Origin of the sequence: Microbacterium sp. Nx66, from assembly GCF_904066215.1 — a bacterium.
GTDB lineage: Bacteria > Actinomycetota > Actinomycetes > Actinomycetales > Microbacteriaceae > Microbacterium > Microbacterium meiriae.
Genome location: NZ_LR880474.1, coordinates 1394151 through 1408334, shown reverse-complemented (window position 1 = coordinate 1408334; position 14184 = coordinate 1394151). Strand labels below are relative to the sequence as shown.

The window sequence follows — 14184 nt, the reverse complement described above, 5'->3', positions numbered from 1 at the left end:
GGTGGGCGGCCGCTCAGCCCTCGGAGCCGACGGCGGCGAGGCGCGCTTCTTCGTCGGCGGCGATGGCGCTCTCGATGATGGGGTCGAGCGCACCGTCCATGACCTGATCGAGGTTGTACGCCTTGAACCCGGTCCGGTGATCCGCGATCCGGTTCTCCGGGAAGTTGTAGGTACGGATGCGCTCCGAGCGGTCCATGCCGCGGATCTGCGACTTGCGCGCGTCGGAGGCGGCCGCGTCGAGCTCCTCCTGCTGCTTGGCGAGCAGTCGGGCGCGCAGCACGCGCATCGCGGCCTCACGGTTCTGCAACTGCGACTTCTCGTTCTGCATCGACACGACGATGCCGGTCGGCACGTGGGTGATCCGGACCGCGGAGTCGGTGGTGTTCACCGACTGGCCGCCGGGGCCCGATGAACGGAACACGTCGATCTTCAGATCGTTCTGATCGATCTGGATCTCCTCGGGCTCGTCCACCTCGGGGAACACGAGCACGCCGGTCGTGGACGTGTGGATGCGTCCCTGCGACTCCGTGGCCGGCACCCGCTGCACGCGGTGCACGCCGCCCTCGTACTTCAGGTGCGCCCAGACGCCCTGTGCAGGGTCGGACGAAGAGCCCTTGATGGCGACCTGGACGTCCTTGTAGCCGCCGAGGTCGGACTCGTTGCGCTCGAGCAGCTCGGTCTTCCACCCCTTGGACGCGGCGTACTGCACGTACATGCGCAGCAGATCCGCCGCGAACAACGCCGACTCGGCGCCGCCCTCCCCCGCCTTGATCTCCATGATCACGTCGCGGGCGTCGTCGGGGTCGCGCGGGATGAGAAGGCGCCGCAGACGCTCCTGCGCCGCCTGCACGCCCTCCTCCAGCGCGGGGACCTCGGCGGCGAACGCCTCGTCCTCCCTGGCGAGCTCGCGCGCCGCCTCCAGATCATCGACGGCGCCCGTCCACGCCTCGTGCGCCGCGACGATGCGCGACAGCTCGGCGTACCGACGGTTGACACGCTTGGCGCGGGCCGCGTCGGCGTGCACCGCCGGGTCGGAGAGCTCCTCCTGGACCCGGCGATGCTCGTCGATCAGAGTCTGGACGGACTCGAACACGTCGGGCCTCAGCGGATGTTGTTGTCGTGCCCGTGGGCGCCCGAGGGCAGCGTCGGGATCGACTTCTGCATCTGAACGAGGAACTCCACGTTGGAGTGGGTCTCCTTGAGCTTGCCGAGCACGACCTCCAGCGCCTGCTGCGGGTCGAGGCCGGCGAGAGCGCGGCGCAGCTTCCAGGTGATCTTGACCTCGTCGGCGGAGAGGAGCATCTCCTCGCGGCGGGTGCTGGACGCGTTCACGTCCACCGCCGGGAAGATGCGCTTGTCGGCGAGCTGGCGGGACAGGCGCAGCTCGCTGTTGCCGGTGCCCTTGAACTCCTCGAAGATGACCTCGTCCATCTTGGAGCCGGTCTCGACGAGCGCGGTGGCGAGGATCGTGAGGGATCCGCCGTTCTCGATGTTGCGGGCGGCACCGAAGAAGCGCTTCGGCGGGTAGAGCGCGGATGCGTCGACGCCACCGGTGAGGACGCGGCCGGACGCCGGAGCGGCCAGGTTGTACGCGCGTCCGAGGCGGGTGATCGAGTCGAGCAGCACGACCACGTCGCGGCCCAGCTCGACGAGGCGCTTGGCGCGCTCGATCGCGAGCTCGGCGACCGTCGTGTGGTCTTCGGCTGGCCGGTCGAAGGTGGAGGCGATGACCTCGCCCTTCACCGTGCGCTCCATGTCGGTGACCTCTTCGGGGCGCTCGTCGACGAGCACGACCATGAGGTGCACCTCGGGGTTGTTCTGCGCGATCGCGTTGGCGATCTGCTGCAGGACGATCGTCTTGCCGGCCTTGGGGGGCGCGACGATCAGGCCGCGCTGGCCCTTGCCGATCGGTGCGACGAGGTCGATGATGCGCTGCGTCAGCTTCTCCGGAGCCGTCTCCAGGCGCAGACGCTCCTGCGGGTAGAGCGGCGTGAGCTTGCCGAACTCCACGCGGGTGGCCGCGTCGTCGACCGAGAGGCCGTTGATGGAGTCGACCTTGACGAGGGCGTTGTACTTCTGGCGGCCCTGCTGCTCGCCTTCGCGCGGCTGCTTGATGGAGCCGACGACCGCGTCGCCCTTGCGGAGGTTGTACTTCTTGACCTGGCCGAGCGAGACGTAGACGTCGCTGGGCCCGGCGAGGTAGCCGGTGGTGCGCACGAAGGCGTAGTTGTCGAGCACGTCGAGGATGCCGGCGATCGGGATGAGGACGTCGTCCTCGGTGATCTCGGTCTCGAACTCGTCGACAGGGCCGGCGCCGCGACGCTTGTTGCGCTGACGGTTGCGCCCGCTGCCGTTGCCGGACTGGTCGTCGTCGGCCGGTGCGTTCTGCGCCTGCTCCTGACCGCCGCCCTGCCCGCGGCCGCGGTTGCGGTTGCGGTTGCGGCTGCGGCCTCGACCACCCTGCTCGTCGCCGTTGTCTCCCTCGCCGGACGCGTCCTTCGCGGGGGCGTCCGCCTCGGCCTCGTTCTTCGCGGCAGCGCCGTCGTTCTTCGGCTCGTTCTTCGCCGCGTCGTTCTTGGTGCGGCCGCCCTGGGCGGTGCCCGCGTCGGCCGTCTCGGTCGCGCCGTCGGCCGGTGCCGCCTCGGCCTTCTCGGTCTTCGCCTCGGGGGCCTCGGCGTCCGCCTTCTTCGTGCGACGGCCGCGTCCGGACTTCGGGGCCTCGGCCGGTGCCTCGGCGGCCTCGGCAGCAGGCGCCGGCTCGGCGGCGGCGGTCTCGGCGGGGGCCTCGGCGTCCGCCTTCTTCGCGCGGGTGCGGCGCGGAGCCTTCGCCTTGGGCGCGGCTTCTGCCCCCTCGGCGGAGTCGCCGGCAGCGGCGGGAGCATCGGCGGTGCCGGACTCCTCCGCCTTGGCGGCCTTGGCAGCGGCCGTCGCGGTGCTCGCCCGGCGCGGCGCGCGCTTCTTGGCCGGAGCGGACTCGGTCGCCTGCGCGGCGACGGGGGCGTCGGCGGTCGGAGCCGCCTGATCGTTCTGGGTCTCGGAGAGGTTCTCCACGAGTACTCCCTTATAGGTCATGGGAAATGAGCGTGAACGCGCACAACGGGTGCTGCGCACGATCGCACGGGCTGACGCTCGGCGTCAGCCAGCCTCGGCACTTGGGCCTCAGGGGTTTGCGTGCGGGTCTTGCAAGAGATGCAATGGGGCCAGATTCACGAATGCTACGTGGAGCCCTCCGCTCGATCCCCCACTGTACCACCACGGACGTCGACGGCGAGCAGGAGCGCCTCCCACGGGGTGTCGGTCACCCGATTGGCCACCTCGACGGCGTCCAGGCGACTGCCCGGACCGTCCGCGAGGACGAGCACACTGGGGCCGGCGCCGGAGACGACGGCGGCGAATCCGGCGGCCCGCAGCGCCTGCACGAGGCGCTGCGTCTCGGGCATGGCGCCGGCGCGGTAGTCCTGGTGCAGGCGGTCGGCGGTCGCGTCCAGCAGCAGCTCCGGGCTCTGCATCAGCGCCGCGATGAGCAGAGCCGACCGGGACACGTTGAACACGGCGTCGGCCGTGGAGACGTGCGGCGGCTGCAGCGAGCGGGCCTGCGAGGTCGACATCGTGTACGCGGGGACGAGGACCAGGGGCGAGACGCCCCGATGCACGAGGAGCTTCTTGTGCTGCGGACCCCGCTCCCCCATCCACGCGATCGTGAGCCCGCCGAACAGCGCGGGCGCCACGTTGTCCGGGTGGCCCTCGAGCTCGGTCGCGAGGCGCAGCAGATCGGTGTCGGAGAGGTCGACGTCGCCGGCCATCAGCCCCTTCGCCGCGAGCACGCCGGCAGCGACGGCCGCACCGGAGGACCCCAGGCCGCGGCCGTGCGGGACCGCGTTCTCGGCCACGATGCGCAGGCCGGGCATCGGCCTGCCGACATCCGCGAAGACGTAGGCGATCGTCCGGACGATGAGGTTGGACGCATCCCGTGGGATGTCGGCGGCGCCCGAACCGGAGACCTCGATCTCGAGCTCCCCCTCCGGCAGAGCGGTCACCTCGAGACGGTCGTAGATACTCAGGGCCAGGCCGAGCGTGTCGAAGCCGGGGCCGAGATTGGCGCTCGTCGCCGGCACCGTCACCTCGACCGTGCGGCCGATGCGGGCGCCGTGCTCCTCGGGAGCGGGAGCCGTAGCCGTCACCGTGGTCACTCGCCTTCCACCCGGAGGACGGACACCACGCGGGCGACGACATCGCTGTCGGCCAGCACGTCCACCGTGTCGCTGAGGGCCTGCTCGGTCGCACGGTGCGTGCCGATGATGAGGCGCGCGGTCGGCTCGTCCTCGCCCTCGACGGTCTGGACGACGGTCGCGACGGACACTCCGCCGTCGCTGAGGATGCCCGCCACGGTCGCGAGCACGCCGGGGGCGTCGGAGACCTCGAGGGTGATCTGGTATCGCGTGGTGACGTGGCCGATGGGCACGACGGGGAGATTCGCCCGGGTGGACTCGCCCACGCCGACGCCGCCCGCGATATGCCGACGCGCAGCGGAGACGACGTCGCCGAGGACGGCCGAGGCCGTCTGCACGCCGCCGGCGCCCGCCCCGTAGAACATGAGAGAGCCGGCGGCCTCCGCCTCGACGAAGACGGCGTTGTTGGCACCGTGCACGGAGGCGAGCGGGTGGGACACGGGGACGAGTGCCGGGTAGACCCGCACCGAGATGGACTCGGCGCCGTTCGCCTCGATCCGCTCGCAGACGGCGAGCAGCTTGATGACGAAGCCGGCCGCGCGGGCCTCCTCGATCATCGACGCGGTGATCGAGGTGATGCCCTCGCGATGCACCGCCTCCAGCGGCACCGCGGTGTGGAAAGCGAGGCTGGCGAGGATCGCGGCCTTCTGCGCGGCGTCGTAGCCCTCCACGTCGGCGGTGGGGTCGGCCTCCGCATACCCCAGGCGCTGCGCGTCGGCGAGCACGTCGGCGAAGTCGGCGCCCTCGGTGTCCATCCGGTCGAGGATGTAGTTCGTGGTGCCGTTGACGATGCCCATGATGCGCACGACGCGGTCGCCGGCGAGCGAGTCGCGCAGCGGACGGATGATCGGGATGGCGCCGGCGGCCGCCGCCTCGTAGTACACCGATGCGCCGACGCGATCCGCGGCCTCGAACAGCTCCGGCCCGTGGGTCGCCAGCAGCGCCTTGTTGGCGGTGACCACGTCGGCGCCGGAGCCGATGGCCTGGAGGATGTTCGTGCGGGCGGGCTCGATCCCGCCGATCAGTTCGATCACGATGTCGGCGCCGAGGATGAGCGACTCGGCATCGGTCGTGAAGAGCTCCTTCGGCAGCTCGACGTCGCGGGGCGCGTCGAGGTTGCGCACCGCGATGCCCGCCAGCTCCAGCGCGGCACCCGCGCGGTCGGCCAGCTCGTCGCCGTGGCGGAGCAGGAGGGCCGCCACCTGGGAGCCGACGGCTCCGGCGCCCAGCAGCGCCACGCGAAGTCGTCTGTAGTCAGTCATGGGTGCTCCTTCTGGGGTGGGTCATCGTGCTCCCTCGGGGGCGTGCGCCCCGTCGATGCCCGCGTCGCGGGCCAGCAGGTCGTGGACGGTCTCGCCGCGGACGATCACCCGCGAGCGGCCCTCGCGCACCGCCACGATCGGCGGCCGCGGGACGTGGTTGTAGTTGCTCGCGAGAGAGGCGCAGTACGCGCCCGTCGCGGGCACCGCGAGCAGGTCCCCCGGGGCGACGTCGCCGGGCAGATATTCGTGATCGACGACGATGTCGCCGGACTCGCAGTGCTTGCCGACCACCCGGCTCAACTGCGGGTCGCCCGTGCCCGCGCGCGAGGCCAGGCGGGCGGAGTAGCTGGCGCCGTAGAGGGCCGTGCGGGCGTTGTCACTCATCCCGCCGTCGACGCTGACGTAACGCCGGGTCGCCCCCGAGGCGACCGTGACGTCCTTCGTCGTGCCGACCTCGTAGAGCGTCACGCCCGCGGTGCCGACGATCGCACGCCCGGGCTCGAACGACAGCGCCGGCACGGGGATGCCGCGCGCCGCGCAGCCCTCGGCCACCGCCGCGACGATGCCGCCGGCGAGCTCGTCGATGGGGGTGGGGTCGTCGATGCGGGTGTAGGCGATGCCGAACCCGCCGCCGAGGTTCAGCTGCGGCACGGGGCCGTCCTCGAGGAGGGCGGCGTGCAGTTCGAGCACGCGGGAGGCGGACTCGCGGAAGCCGGCCACGCCGAAGATCTGGGAGCCGATGTGGCAGTGCAGTCCGGCGAACTCCAGCCCGGGGATCTCGCGGATCCGTGCCACGGCGACCTCCGCCTCGGCGAGCGGGAAGCCGAACTTCTGGTCCTCGTGCGCTGTGGCGAGGAAGTCGTGGGTCTCGGCGTGTACGCCGCTGATGACCCGGACCATGACGCGCTGCACGGAGTCGGTGCGGGCGGTGATGGCGGCCAGGCGCTCGATCTCGATCGCGCTGTCGACGACGATCGTCCCCACGCCGAGGGCGACCGCGCGCTCGAGCTCGGCGACCGACTTGTTGTTGCCGTGGAAGCCGAGCGAGGCCGGAGCGACCCCCGCGGCGAGGGCGACTTCGAGCTCGCCGCCGGTGCACACGTCGATGCGGAGCCCCTCGTCGACGACCCACCGGGCGACCGTCGTGCACAGGAACGCCTTGCCCGCGTAGTACACCTGCGCGGTCGTGCCGTGGGCGGAGGCGGCGCGGTCGAAAGCGTCGCGGAAGGCCCTGGCGCGGCGGCGCACCTCGTCTTCGTCGAGCACGAGGAGCGGCGTGCCGTAGGCCCGGACGAGCTCCGGCGCCGTCACACCCGCCAGCACGAGGGCTCCGTCCTCGTCGCGCTCCGTGGAGGACGGCCAGACCCCGACCGCGAGATCGTTCGGGTCGTCGGGGACGACGAGCCAATCCGGAGCGAGCGTGGCGGCAGAGTCGAGCACGGAACACCAATCGTGGGACGGATCTCGGGCGGAGGCGCACATCGAGTTGCCCCGATTCTAGGGCACCCCCTGTCCCCGCCTGGTCATGGTGACACGCCGCGTCAACCCCCTGGGGAGGGGTGCCGAGCGGCTCATAGGGTGGGGGCGTGGCAGACACCGACACGCGAGACTCCGAGAACCGTTCCGCAGCCCCGGCCCGACCGGGACTCGTCGCCCGCATCACGGGACCGGTGATCGCTTGGGCCCTGGCCCGGCGCCCGGTCAGGGCGGTGCTGCTGTACTCCGAGCGCCGCGGTCCGATGCTCGCCGACAGCGTGACCTACCGGGCCCTGTTCAGCGTCTTCGCCGGCGTGCTCCTCGGCTTCTCGCTCGCGGCCCTCTGGCTCTCCGGAAACCCGGAGGCCTGGCGCGCGATCATCGACGCCGTGCAGTCCGCGGTCCCCGGGCTCATCGGCGAGGGCGGTGTCATCGATACGAAGGACCTCCGGACTCCGGCGTCGTTCTCGATCGCCGGCATCATCTCCCTCGTCGCGCTGGTCGGTGCCGCGCTCGGCGCCATCGGCTCGCTCCGCACGGCCATCCGGACCATCGCCGGCACGATCCAGGCGGACATCCTGTGGATCTGGGTCATCGTCCGCAACCTGCTTCTCGGCATCGGCATCGGCCTCGCGTTCGTGCTCGCCGCCGGGATCACCTTCATCGGACAGCTCGGGGTGACCTGGATCGGCGACCTGCTCGGGGTGCCGTCGGATTCCCCTCTGCTCGCCTGGACGGTCCGGATCCTGTCGCTCCTCGTGGTGTTCATCCTCGACGCGGCCCTGATCGTGGGCGCCTTCCTCCTGCTGTCCGGCGTCCGACCCGCTGCGCGGTCGTTGTGGAGCGGCGCCTTCCTCGGCGCCTTCGGCCTGATCGTGCTGCAGCAGCTCTCCGGGCTCTTCGTCGGCGGTGCGACGAGCAACCCCCTGCTCGCCTCGTTCGCCTCGCTCCTCGCGCTGCTGATCTGGCTCCAGCTGTCCACCCAGATCATCCTCGTCTCGTGCGCCTACATCGTCACGGCCGAGGAGGAGCGCGGTGACCGCCTGCACGAGCGGTTCGGCGCACGCACGTTCGTCCAGCGGCGGCTGCAGCGCGCCGAGGTGGACGTCAAGATCGCCACGGCCGAGCTGCGCGACGCCCAGCGCGCGGCGGCCGAGGAGAACGGCACCGCCGAGAAGAAGTGACCTTCCTCGTTGTGACCGCAATCGATATGGTGGTCACAACGAGAGGGGGCGCATGTCCGCACCACGACGGCACACCGTGACCGTTCCCGGCGCGCGGGTGTCGGTCGCGGAATGGTGCCCCGCGGCGGAGACGCAGCCGCCCGTGCTCCTTCTGCACGGCGGCGGCGCCGACAGTGCAGAACTCTCCTGGGGCGAGGTCGGACCGGCGTTGGCGGCCGCCGGACACCGCGTCGTGGCACCGGACCACCCCGGGTTCGGACGCAGTCCGCGCCTCGAAGCGCCGCTGACGCAGGAGCGCCTGGTGCAGTACGTCGGCGACCTCGTCGATGCCCTCGACCTGCAGGCCTACGTCGTCGGCGGACTCTCCCTGGGTGCCGGGTTGGCGTTGGGCCACCTCCTCGACCGCCCGGACGCTGCGCGCTCCGCCGCCCTCCTCGGCAGCTACGGGCTGATGCCACGGCTGACGGACGGACGCCTCGGTGCCCTCTCGCACCTGTCGACATTCCTGCTCCTGCGTTCGGGGCTGCTCGGCGCCATGACACGCGCCTACGCGCGCGACCGGAAGGCGATGATGCGCGGCCTCCAGGATCTCGTGCACTCCCCGGACGCCCGCAACCCGGCTCTCGTCGATGCGGTGCTCGCCGAGGCAGCGACCGGCTCCGGCCTCACGACGTTCGGCGACTGGCAGCGGGATCAGGTGCGACCGCTGCGACTCCGCACCGACTACCGCGACCGGCTCGCCGAGATCCGGGTCCCCGTCCTGCTCGTGCACGGCGACCGGGATTCCGGCGTGCCTCTTCGGAGGATCGAGGAGGCGGCGGACGCGCTGCCGGCCGGCCGGCTCCTGGTGGCACCGGGAGCCGGACACTGGGTGCAACGCGACCGCCCCGACCTCGTGATCCCCGCCCTCCGGGACTGGTTCGCCCGAGGCTCCGATGCCTAGGCCGCTCGTGCCCGACCGGCGCGCTCGCATCCTCGATGCCGCGGAGCGGATGGTGCTGACCCACGGGTTCGATGCCATGAGCGTCGCCGCGATCGCACGCGCGGCCGGCATCGGCAAGGGCGCGGTCTACCTGGAGTTCGCGGCGAAGCGCGACATCCTCGACGCGCTGCTCCAGCGCGGCACGTCTCGGATCGCCGATGCGGTCGCCCGTACCGCAGGACCGCAGCCCTCGCTCAGTGCCCTCTACCGCGCCACAGCTGCTGCCCTGCTCGGCGACGAGCTCATGACGGCCGCGTTCCTCGACGACGCGGGAGTGCTCGGTGCGCACGTCGCCGCGCAGCCACCCGCCCGGTGCCGGATGCGTCACGAACAGGTCGTCGCCGGGATCCGTGAGCTGCAGGAGCAGGGCCGGATCGCGCCGGACGTGGAGCCCGAGGCCCTGGCTCTCGCGTTGTCCAGTGCCACGCTCGGCCTGCTCTCCGCGGCCCGCACCCTGGGGCCCCTCGATCGCGCGACGCTGGAGAGCGCCATCGACACGGTCGGCCGCATGGCCGCGAGCTTCGAGACGGAGTGACATGCATCACGAGACGACTGGCTCCGCAGGAACCCCTCCCCTCCTCCTGCTGCACGGGGGCGGGGTCGCCGGCTGGATGTGGGAGCCGCTGCGCAGTCACCTCGACCCCGCACGGCGGGTCATCCTCCCGGATCTTCCGGGACACGGTGGCAGCGCGACAGCGGACTACGTGTCGCACGAGGAGACGGTCGCGGCGCTCGTCCCGCTGCTGGAGCAGGAGACGCAACCGGCGACCGTCGTCGGGTTCTCCCTCGGCGCCCAGCTCGCCGTCCTGCTCGCGGCACGACGACCGGACCTCGTCGCCGACGCCGTGGTCATCAGCGCTCAGGCGGAACCGCTGCGCGCCGTCGGCCCGACCCTCGCGCTGCTCCGCCTCACGGCAGGGCTCGCCAGGAACGAGCGCTTCGCCCGCCTTCAGGCCCGCGAGCTGTTCATCCCCGACGCGCTGCTCCCCCGCTATCTGGAGACCTCCGCGGCCATCTCGCGCACGACCCTGCTGCGCGCGGTAGAGGAGAACCTCCGTTTCACGCCTCCGCCCGCGTGGCGCGCGCATCCCGGCACCGCCCTGATCCTGGTCGGTGCGGAGGAGAAGCCGATGATGCGCCGCTCCGCCGCGCTGCTGGACCGGGTGCATCCCCGCAGCACCCTCGAGGTCGCCGAGGGGTGCGGACACGGCATCCCCCTGCAACGGCCGGCGGAGCTCGCCGCGCGTCTGGAGGAGCGCCTGGCCACCTGACCGGTGCGTGACCGCTCAGCGGTCGCAGGTCCCCTTCTCCTGGAGCGTCTCGTCCGTGACGATCGCCCCGTCCACGTCGATGTCGATCACGGCCTGGTCGTCGACGATCTCGATTCCCGTCAGGGTGAGGCCGGCCGGCAGCTGGTCCGCGATGCAGACGCGCCGCGGTTCGGTGATCCCCTCGCCGAGGGAGCCGAACGACGAGCCCACACGATCGAGATCGATGTCGACGCCGCCGATGCTCGCCGCCACCGGGGTGAGTTCGAGGTCGCCCTCGACAGCCCCGGGGGTCAGGGTCACGGATACCGGCACCGCGGTGCCGAGCACGTCGAACGAGCCGCCGAGGGTCGCGTTCGGTGCCACGAACTCCACGGTGTCGACAGGGAGTTCCGAGTCGGCGAGCAGAGCGGTGAACTGCTCCTGGTCGATGCGGATGGTGCCGTCCGCGCCGTCGAGGTCGCCGCCCCGCAGCGGAACGCCCGTCGCCGTGACGTCGGCGGCACCGGTGATGCCCTGCAGCGTGACGGCCTCCGTCGACAGGCGCAGGGTGTCGAGACGACCGGCGAGGAGCTGTGGGAGGAGGATCCCCTCGGTCTCGACGTCCAGCTGCTGGTCGGCAGGGAGGTCGAGCTGCTCGATGACGATCGATCGGACGACACCGGGCAGCACCGCACGGGCGACGAACTCGGCCGCGACCACGAGGGCGGCGAGCACGACCACGACGATGAGCACGACCCACGGCCACCGCCGGCGACGACGTCCGGCACCGCCCCGACCGTCCGCCGCGTCCGGGACCACGAGCGTCGGGTGCTCGTCCGAGGGCTTCGGATACGGGAGGGTGTGGTTGTCGTCGCTCATGGCGCTCCTACATGCGCTCGGGCGCGGACACGCCGAGCAGGTCGAGTCCGTTGCGGAAGACCTGGCCGGCGGCATCGTTCAGCCACAGGCGCGTGCGGTGCACGTCCTCCACCGGGGCGTCGCTCAGCGGGATCACCCGGCAGTTGTCGTACCAGCGGTGGTACAGGCCGGCGAGCTCCTCCAGATAGCGCGCGACGCGGTGCGGCTCGCGCACCTCGGCCGCGAACGCCACGATGCGGGGGAACTCCTGGAGCGCGCCCAGCAGCGCCGCCTCGGTCTCGTGCGTGAGCGTCTCCGGGGCGAAGACGGAGCGGTCGACGCCGGAGTCGGCGGCATTGCGCGCGACGTTGTGGGTACGGGCGTGTGCGTACTGCACGTAGAACACCGGGTTGTCGTTCGTGCGCTTCTGCAGCAGCTCCGGGTCGAGGTCGAGCGGCGAGTCGGCGGGCGAGCGCTCCAGCGAGTAGCGCAGCGCGTCCGTGCCGAGCCAGTCGAGCAGGTCGTCCATCTCGATGATGTTGCCGGCACGCTTGCTGAGGCGGGCGCCGTTGATCGAGACCATCTGGCCGATCAGCACCTGGATGTTCTTCGCGGGGTCGTCCCCCGCCGCCCCCGCAACCGCCTTGAGGCGGTGCACGTAGCCGTGGTGGTCGGCGCCCAGCAGGTAGATCTTGTCGCGGAAGCCACGGTCGCCCTTGTTCAGGTAGTAGGCGGCGTCGGCGGCGAAGTACGTGTACTCGCCGTTCGAGCGGCGGATCACGCGGTCCTTGTCGTCGCCGAAGTCCGTCGTGCGCACCCATACGGCGCCGTCCTCGTCGAACACATGGCCCTGCTCGCGCAGACGGTCGACGGCTTGGTCGATCAGGCTCGATCCCGAGGCGTCCTTCGCGTGGAGGGTGCGCTCGGAGAACCACACGTCGAACGGCACGTTGAAGCGCTCGAGCGAGTTCTTGATCTCCGCGAGCTGGTACTCGTAGCCGAGCTCGCGGGCGACCGTGAGCTGCTCCTCCTCCGGGAGATCGAGCAGGTCGGGACGCGCTTCGAGCACGCGACCGGCGAGCGTCGCGATGTACTGCCCCGGGTAGCCGCCCTCCGGCGTGGGCTCCCCCTTGGCCGCGGCCAGCACGGACGCGGCGAAGCGGTCCATCTGCACGCCCGCGTCGTTGATGTAGTACTCACGGACCGCGCGGGCGCCGCTCGCGAGGAGCAGGCGCACGATCGCGTCGCCGAGGGCGGCCCAGCGCGTGTGCGCGATGTGGAGAGGACCGGTGGGGTTGGCCGAGACGAACTCGACGTTCACGCTGACTCCCTCCTGCGAGGAGTTCGTCCCGTAGGCGGGACCGGCGTCGACGATGACCTTCGCGAGCGCACCGGCGGCGGCGGCGTCGAGACGGATGTTGAGGAAGCCCGGACCGGCGACCTCCACGCTCGCGATACCGTCCACATCGGCCAGTCCGCCGGCGATCTGCTGGGCGAGTTCACGCGGGTTCGTGCCGAAGGGCTTGGCCAGGCGCATGGCGATGTTCGAGGCCCAGTCGCCGTGGTCGCGGTTACGCGGGCGCTCCAGCACGATGTCGGCGGCGGAGAGGTCGAACGGCTCGCCCGGACGTCGTTCCTCGGCGATGGGGGCGAGGACGGCGAGGAGGGCGTGGGCGAGCGTTTCAGGATTCATAGACTCCCCAGTTTACGGGGGCGCGCCGCCCCTCTCCGCCGCCCCTCGTCGCGAAGAGTTTGCGTTCCGCGTTCCGTGATCTACTCTCATGCCATGAACGCCCCCGCCGCCTCTCGTCGACTGCGCATCGCGGGCGTCGCCACCGCTCTTCTCGTCGCCGTCGCCGCGGGGGTCCTCGGAGTCTGGCGCCCCTGGGTTCCGGCGCCGTCGTCCCTCCCCGTCGGCGCGGCAGCCGGAGACGAATCCATCGCGGTGATCGCTCCCGCGCCGCTCGCGCTCCCGGAGGAGCCGACCGTCCTCGTCTTCGGTGATTCCTGGACCTACGGCTCGGCCGCCTCCGACCCCACCCTGGGGTATGCGTACGTGCTCGCCGACCTCCTGCGCGGCACGACCATCGTGGACGGCGTCCGGGGCAGCGGCTACCTCAAGCCCGGCATCGACGGCCCCACCTTCGGCGAGCGCATCGCGGCACTGGACCCGGCCCTCGACCCGGATCTCGTCATCATCCAGGGCTCCATCAACGACCGGGCGCAGGGCGAGGCCGGCTATCGCGACGCCGTGACCGCCGCATGGGACGCGCTGACGGCGCGCTACCCGGAGGCGGCGATCGTCGTGCTCGGGCCCGCGCCGCACGAGCTCCCGGTCGGGGCGCAGACGGCACGGATCGATCGGGACCTCGCGGCTCTCGCCTCGGCCCGCGGCTGGTGGTACATCTCCCCGATCGAGCGGGACTGGATCACCGACGAGAACTATCTCGCCGTCATCGACGTGGAGGTCGGGCGCAAGCATCCGTCCACCGACGGCCACCGCTACCTGGCGGAGAAGCTGGCCGCAGCGCTCGACGAACTGCGCGCCGCGCCGGTCACCGAGGCCGGTGGGTCGGAGACCACCCCCGACGAGTGATATTGTCGATCGGTACGCCTCCGTAGCTCAGTGGATAGAGCGCCGGTTTCCGGTACCGTAGGTCGCAGGTTCGACTCCTGTCGGGGGCACTAGAAAACACTGGGAGAGCTGGGGAAACCCCGGCTCGCAGTAGCCAAAACTGTGGCCACCTCGATTTTCGAGGTGGCCACGTTTTTATCGGCGTTTCGCGCTCAGGCGGCACGTTTCAGCCGTCCGCGGAACCGTTTTGCCGATCCGCTCTCTCACCATCCGCGCCGTCACCGGGCCAGCTTCGATTCCTTGAATGGATCGCCCGGCGGTGGAGGAGCGTCCAGTAGCGGACTTCACTGATGTGGCGTTGGGCCGCG

At 71.4% G+C, this 14184-nt stretch carries 12 protein-coding genes and 1 tRNA gene; 6 read left to right on the top strand and 7 right to left on the bottom strand.

Annotation, left to right across the window (positions count from 1 at the left end):
* Positions 1-13 precede the first annotated feature (13 nt).
* The 5 genes from prfA to lysA form a co-directional block, all read right to left on the bottom strand.
* A complete protein-coding gene (prfA, locus tag MICNX66_RS06575) occupies positions 14-1093 on the bottom strand; it encodes a peptide chain release factor 1 (protein ID WP_187663810.1) in 1080 nt (359 codons plus the stop codon).
* Positions 1094-1101: 8 nt separating this feature from the next.
* Positions 1102-3051, bottom strand: coding sequence for a transcription termination factor Rho (rho, locus tag MICNX66_RS06570; RefSeq protein WP_442922893.1), 1950 nt, complete (start codon positions 3049-3051; stop codon positions 1102-1104).
* A 164-nt stretch (positions 3052-3215) separates the two neighbouring features.
* A complete protein-coding gene (thrB, locus tag MICNX66_RS06565) occupies positions 3216-4181 on the bottom strand; it encodes a homoserine kinase (protein WP_232089233.1) in 966 nt (321 codons plus the stop codon).
* 5 nt (positions 4182-4186) lie between these two features.
* Positions 4187-5491 (bottom strand): homoserine dehydrogenase, encoded by a 1305-nt coding sequence (locus MICNX66_RS06560; RefSeq protein ID WP_187663808.1) that lies wholly within the window; start codon positions 5489-5491, stop codon positions 4187-4189.
* 21 nt (positions 5492-5512) lie between these two features.
* Positions 5513-6931: a diaminopimelate decarboxylase gene (lysA, locus tag MICNX66_RS06555; protein ID WP_232089219.1), complete on the bottom strand. Its 1419-nt coding sequence runs from the start codon at positions 6929-6931 to the stop codon at positions 5513-5515.
* Between the two features lie 146 nt (positions 6932-7077).
* Here lysA and MICNX66_RS06550 point away from each other — a divergent pair, with 146 nt between their 5' ends.
* Genes MICNX66_RS06550 through MICNX66_RS06535 form a run of 4 tightly spaced genes read left to right on the top strand, consistent with a single transcriptional unit; the run spans position 7078 to position 10404 of the window.
* A complete protein-coding gene (locus tag MICNX66_RS06550) occupies positions 7078-8151 on the top strand; it encodes a YihY/virulence factor BrkB family protein (RefSeq protein WP_187663806.1) in 1074 nt (357 codons plus the stop codon).
* Between the two features lie 52 nt (positions 8152-8203).
* The gene (locus MICNX66_RS06545) at positions 8204-9094 is read left to right on the top strand and encodes an alpha/beta fold hydrolase (protein WP_187663805.1); all 891 of its coding nucleotides are present in this window, start codon (positions 8204-8206) and stop codon (positions 9092-9094) included.
* Entirely contained in the window at positions 9087-9668 is a 582-nt protein-coding gene (locus MICNX66_RS06540; protein WP_187663804.1) for a TetR/AcrR family transcriptional regulator, read from the top strand. Before MICNX66_RS06545 ends, MICNX66_RS06540 begins: the two co-directional genes overlap by 8 nt.
* A gap of 1 nt (position 9669) precedes the next feature.
* Positions 9670-10404 carry an alpha/beta fold hydrolase gene (locus MICNX66_RS06535; RefSeq protein ID WP_187663803.1) on the top strand — a complete coding sequence of 245 codons (735 nt, stop codon included), beginning with the start codon at positions 9670-9672 and terminating at the stop codon, positions 10402-10404.
* 15 nt (positions 10405-10419) lie between these two features.
* On the opposite strand, the gene MICNX66_RS06530 is transcribed toward MICNX66_RS06535, so the two are convergent.
* Both MICNX66_RS06530 and argS read right to left on the bottom strand, forming a co-directional pair.
* Entirely contained in the window at positions 10420-11262 is an 843-nt protein-coding gene (locus tag MICNX66_RS06530; protein ID WP_187663802.1) for an LmeA family phospholipid-binding protein, read from the bottom strand.
* Positions 11263-11269: 7 nt separating this feature from the next.
* Positions 11270-12934, bottom strand: a complete 1665-nt coding sequence (argS, locus tag MICNX66_RS06525; protein WP_187663801.1) for an arginine--tRNA ligase — start codon at positions 12932-12934, stop codon at positions 11270-11272.
* Between the two features lie 93 nt (positions 12935-13027).
* On the opposite strand from argS, the gene MICNX66_RS06520 reads away from it, so the two are divergent.
* Both MICNX66_RS06520 and MICNX66_RS06515 read left to right on the top strand, forming a co-directional pair.
* Positions 13028-13837 carry an SGNH/GDSL hydrolase family protein gene (locus tag MICNX66_RS06520; RefSeq protein WP_187663800.1) on the top strand — a complete coding sequence of 270 codons (810 nt, stop codon included), beginning with the start codon at positions 13028-13030 and terminating at the stop codon, positions 13835-13837.
* A gap of 16 nt (positions 13838-13853) precedes the next feature.
* A tRNA-Arg gene (locus MICNX66_RS06515) sits at positions 13854-13926 on the top strand.
* The last annotated feature ends 258 nt before the right edge of the window (positions 13927-14184 follow it).

Bases quoted from the DNA above. Each gene is read 5' to 3' on its own strand.
- MICNX66_RS06560 (WP_187663808.1), bottom strand. From the start codon at position 5,491: ATGACTGACTACAGACGACTTCGCGTGGCGCTGCTGGGCGCCGGAGCC.
- MICNX66_RS06545 (WP_187663805.1), top strand. From the start codon at position 8,204: ATGTCCGCACCACGACGGCACACCGTGACCGTTCCCGGCGCGCGGGTG.
- MICNX66_RS06540 (WP_187663804.1), top strand. From the start codon at position 9,087: ATGCCTAGGCCGCTCGTGCCCGACCGGCGCGCTCGCATCCTCGATGCC.
- MICNX66_RS06535 (WP_187663803.1), top strand. From the start codon at position 9,670: ATGCATCACGAGACGACTGGCTCCGCAGGAACCCCTCCCCTCCTCCTG.
- MICNX66_RS06530 (WP_187663802.1), bottom strand. From the start codon at position 11,262: ATGAGCGACGACAACCACACCCTCCCGTATCCGAAGCCCTCGGACGAG.
- argS (WP_187663801.1), bottom strand. From the start codon at position 12,934: ATGAATCCTGAAACGCTCGCCCACGCCCTCCTCGCCGTCCTCGCCCCC.
- MICNX66_RS06520 (WP_187663800.1), top strand. From the start codon at position 13,028: ATGAACGCCCCCGCCGCCTCTCGTCGACTGCGCATCGCGGGCGTCGCC.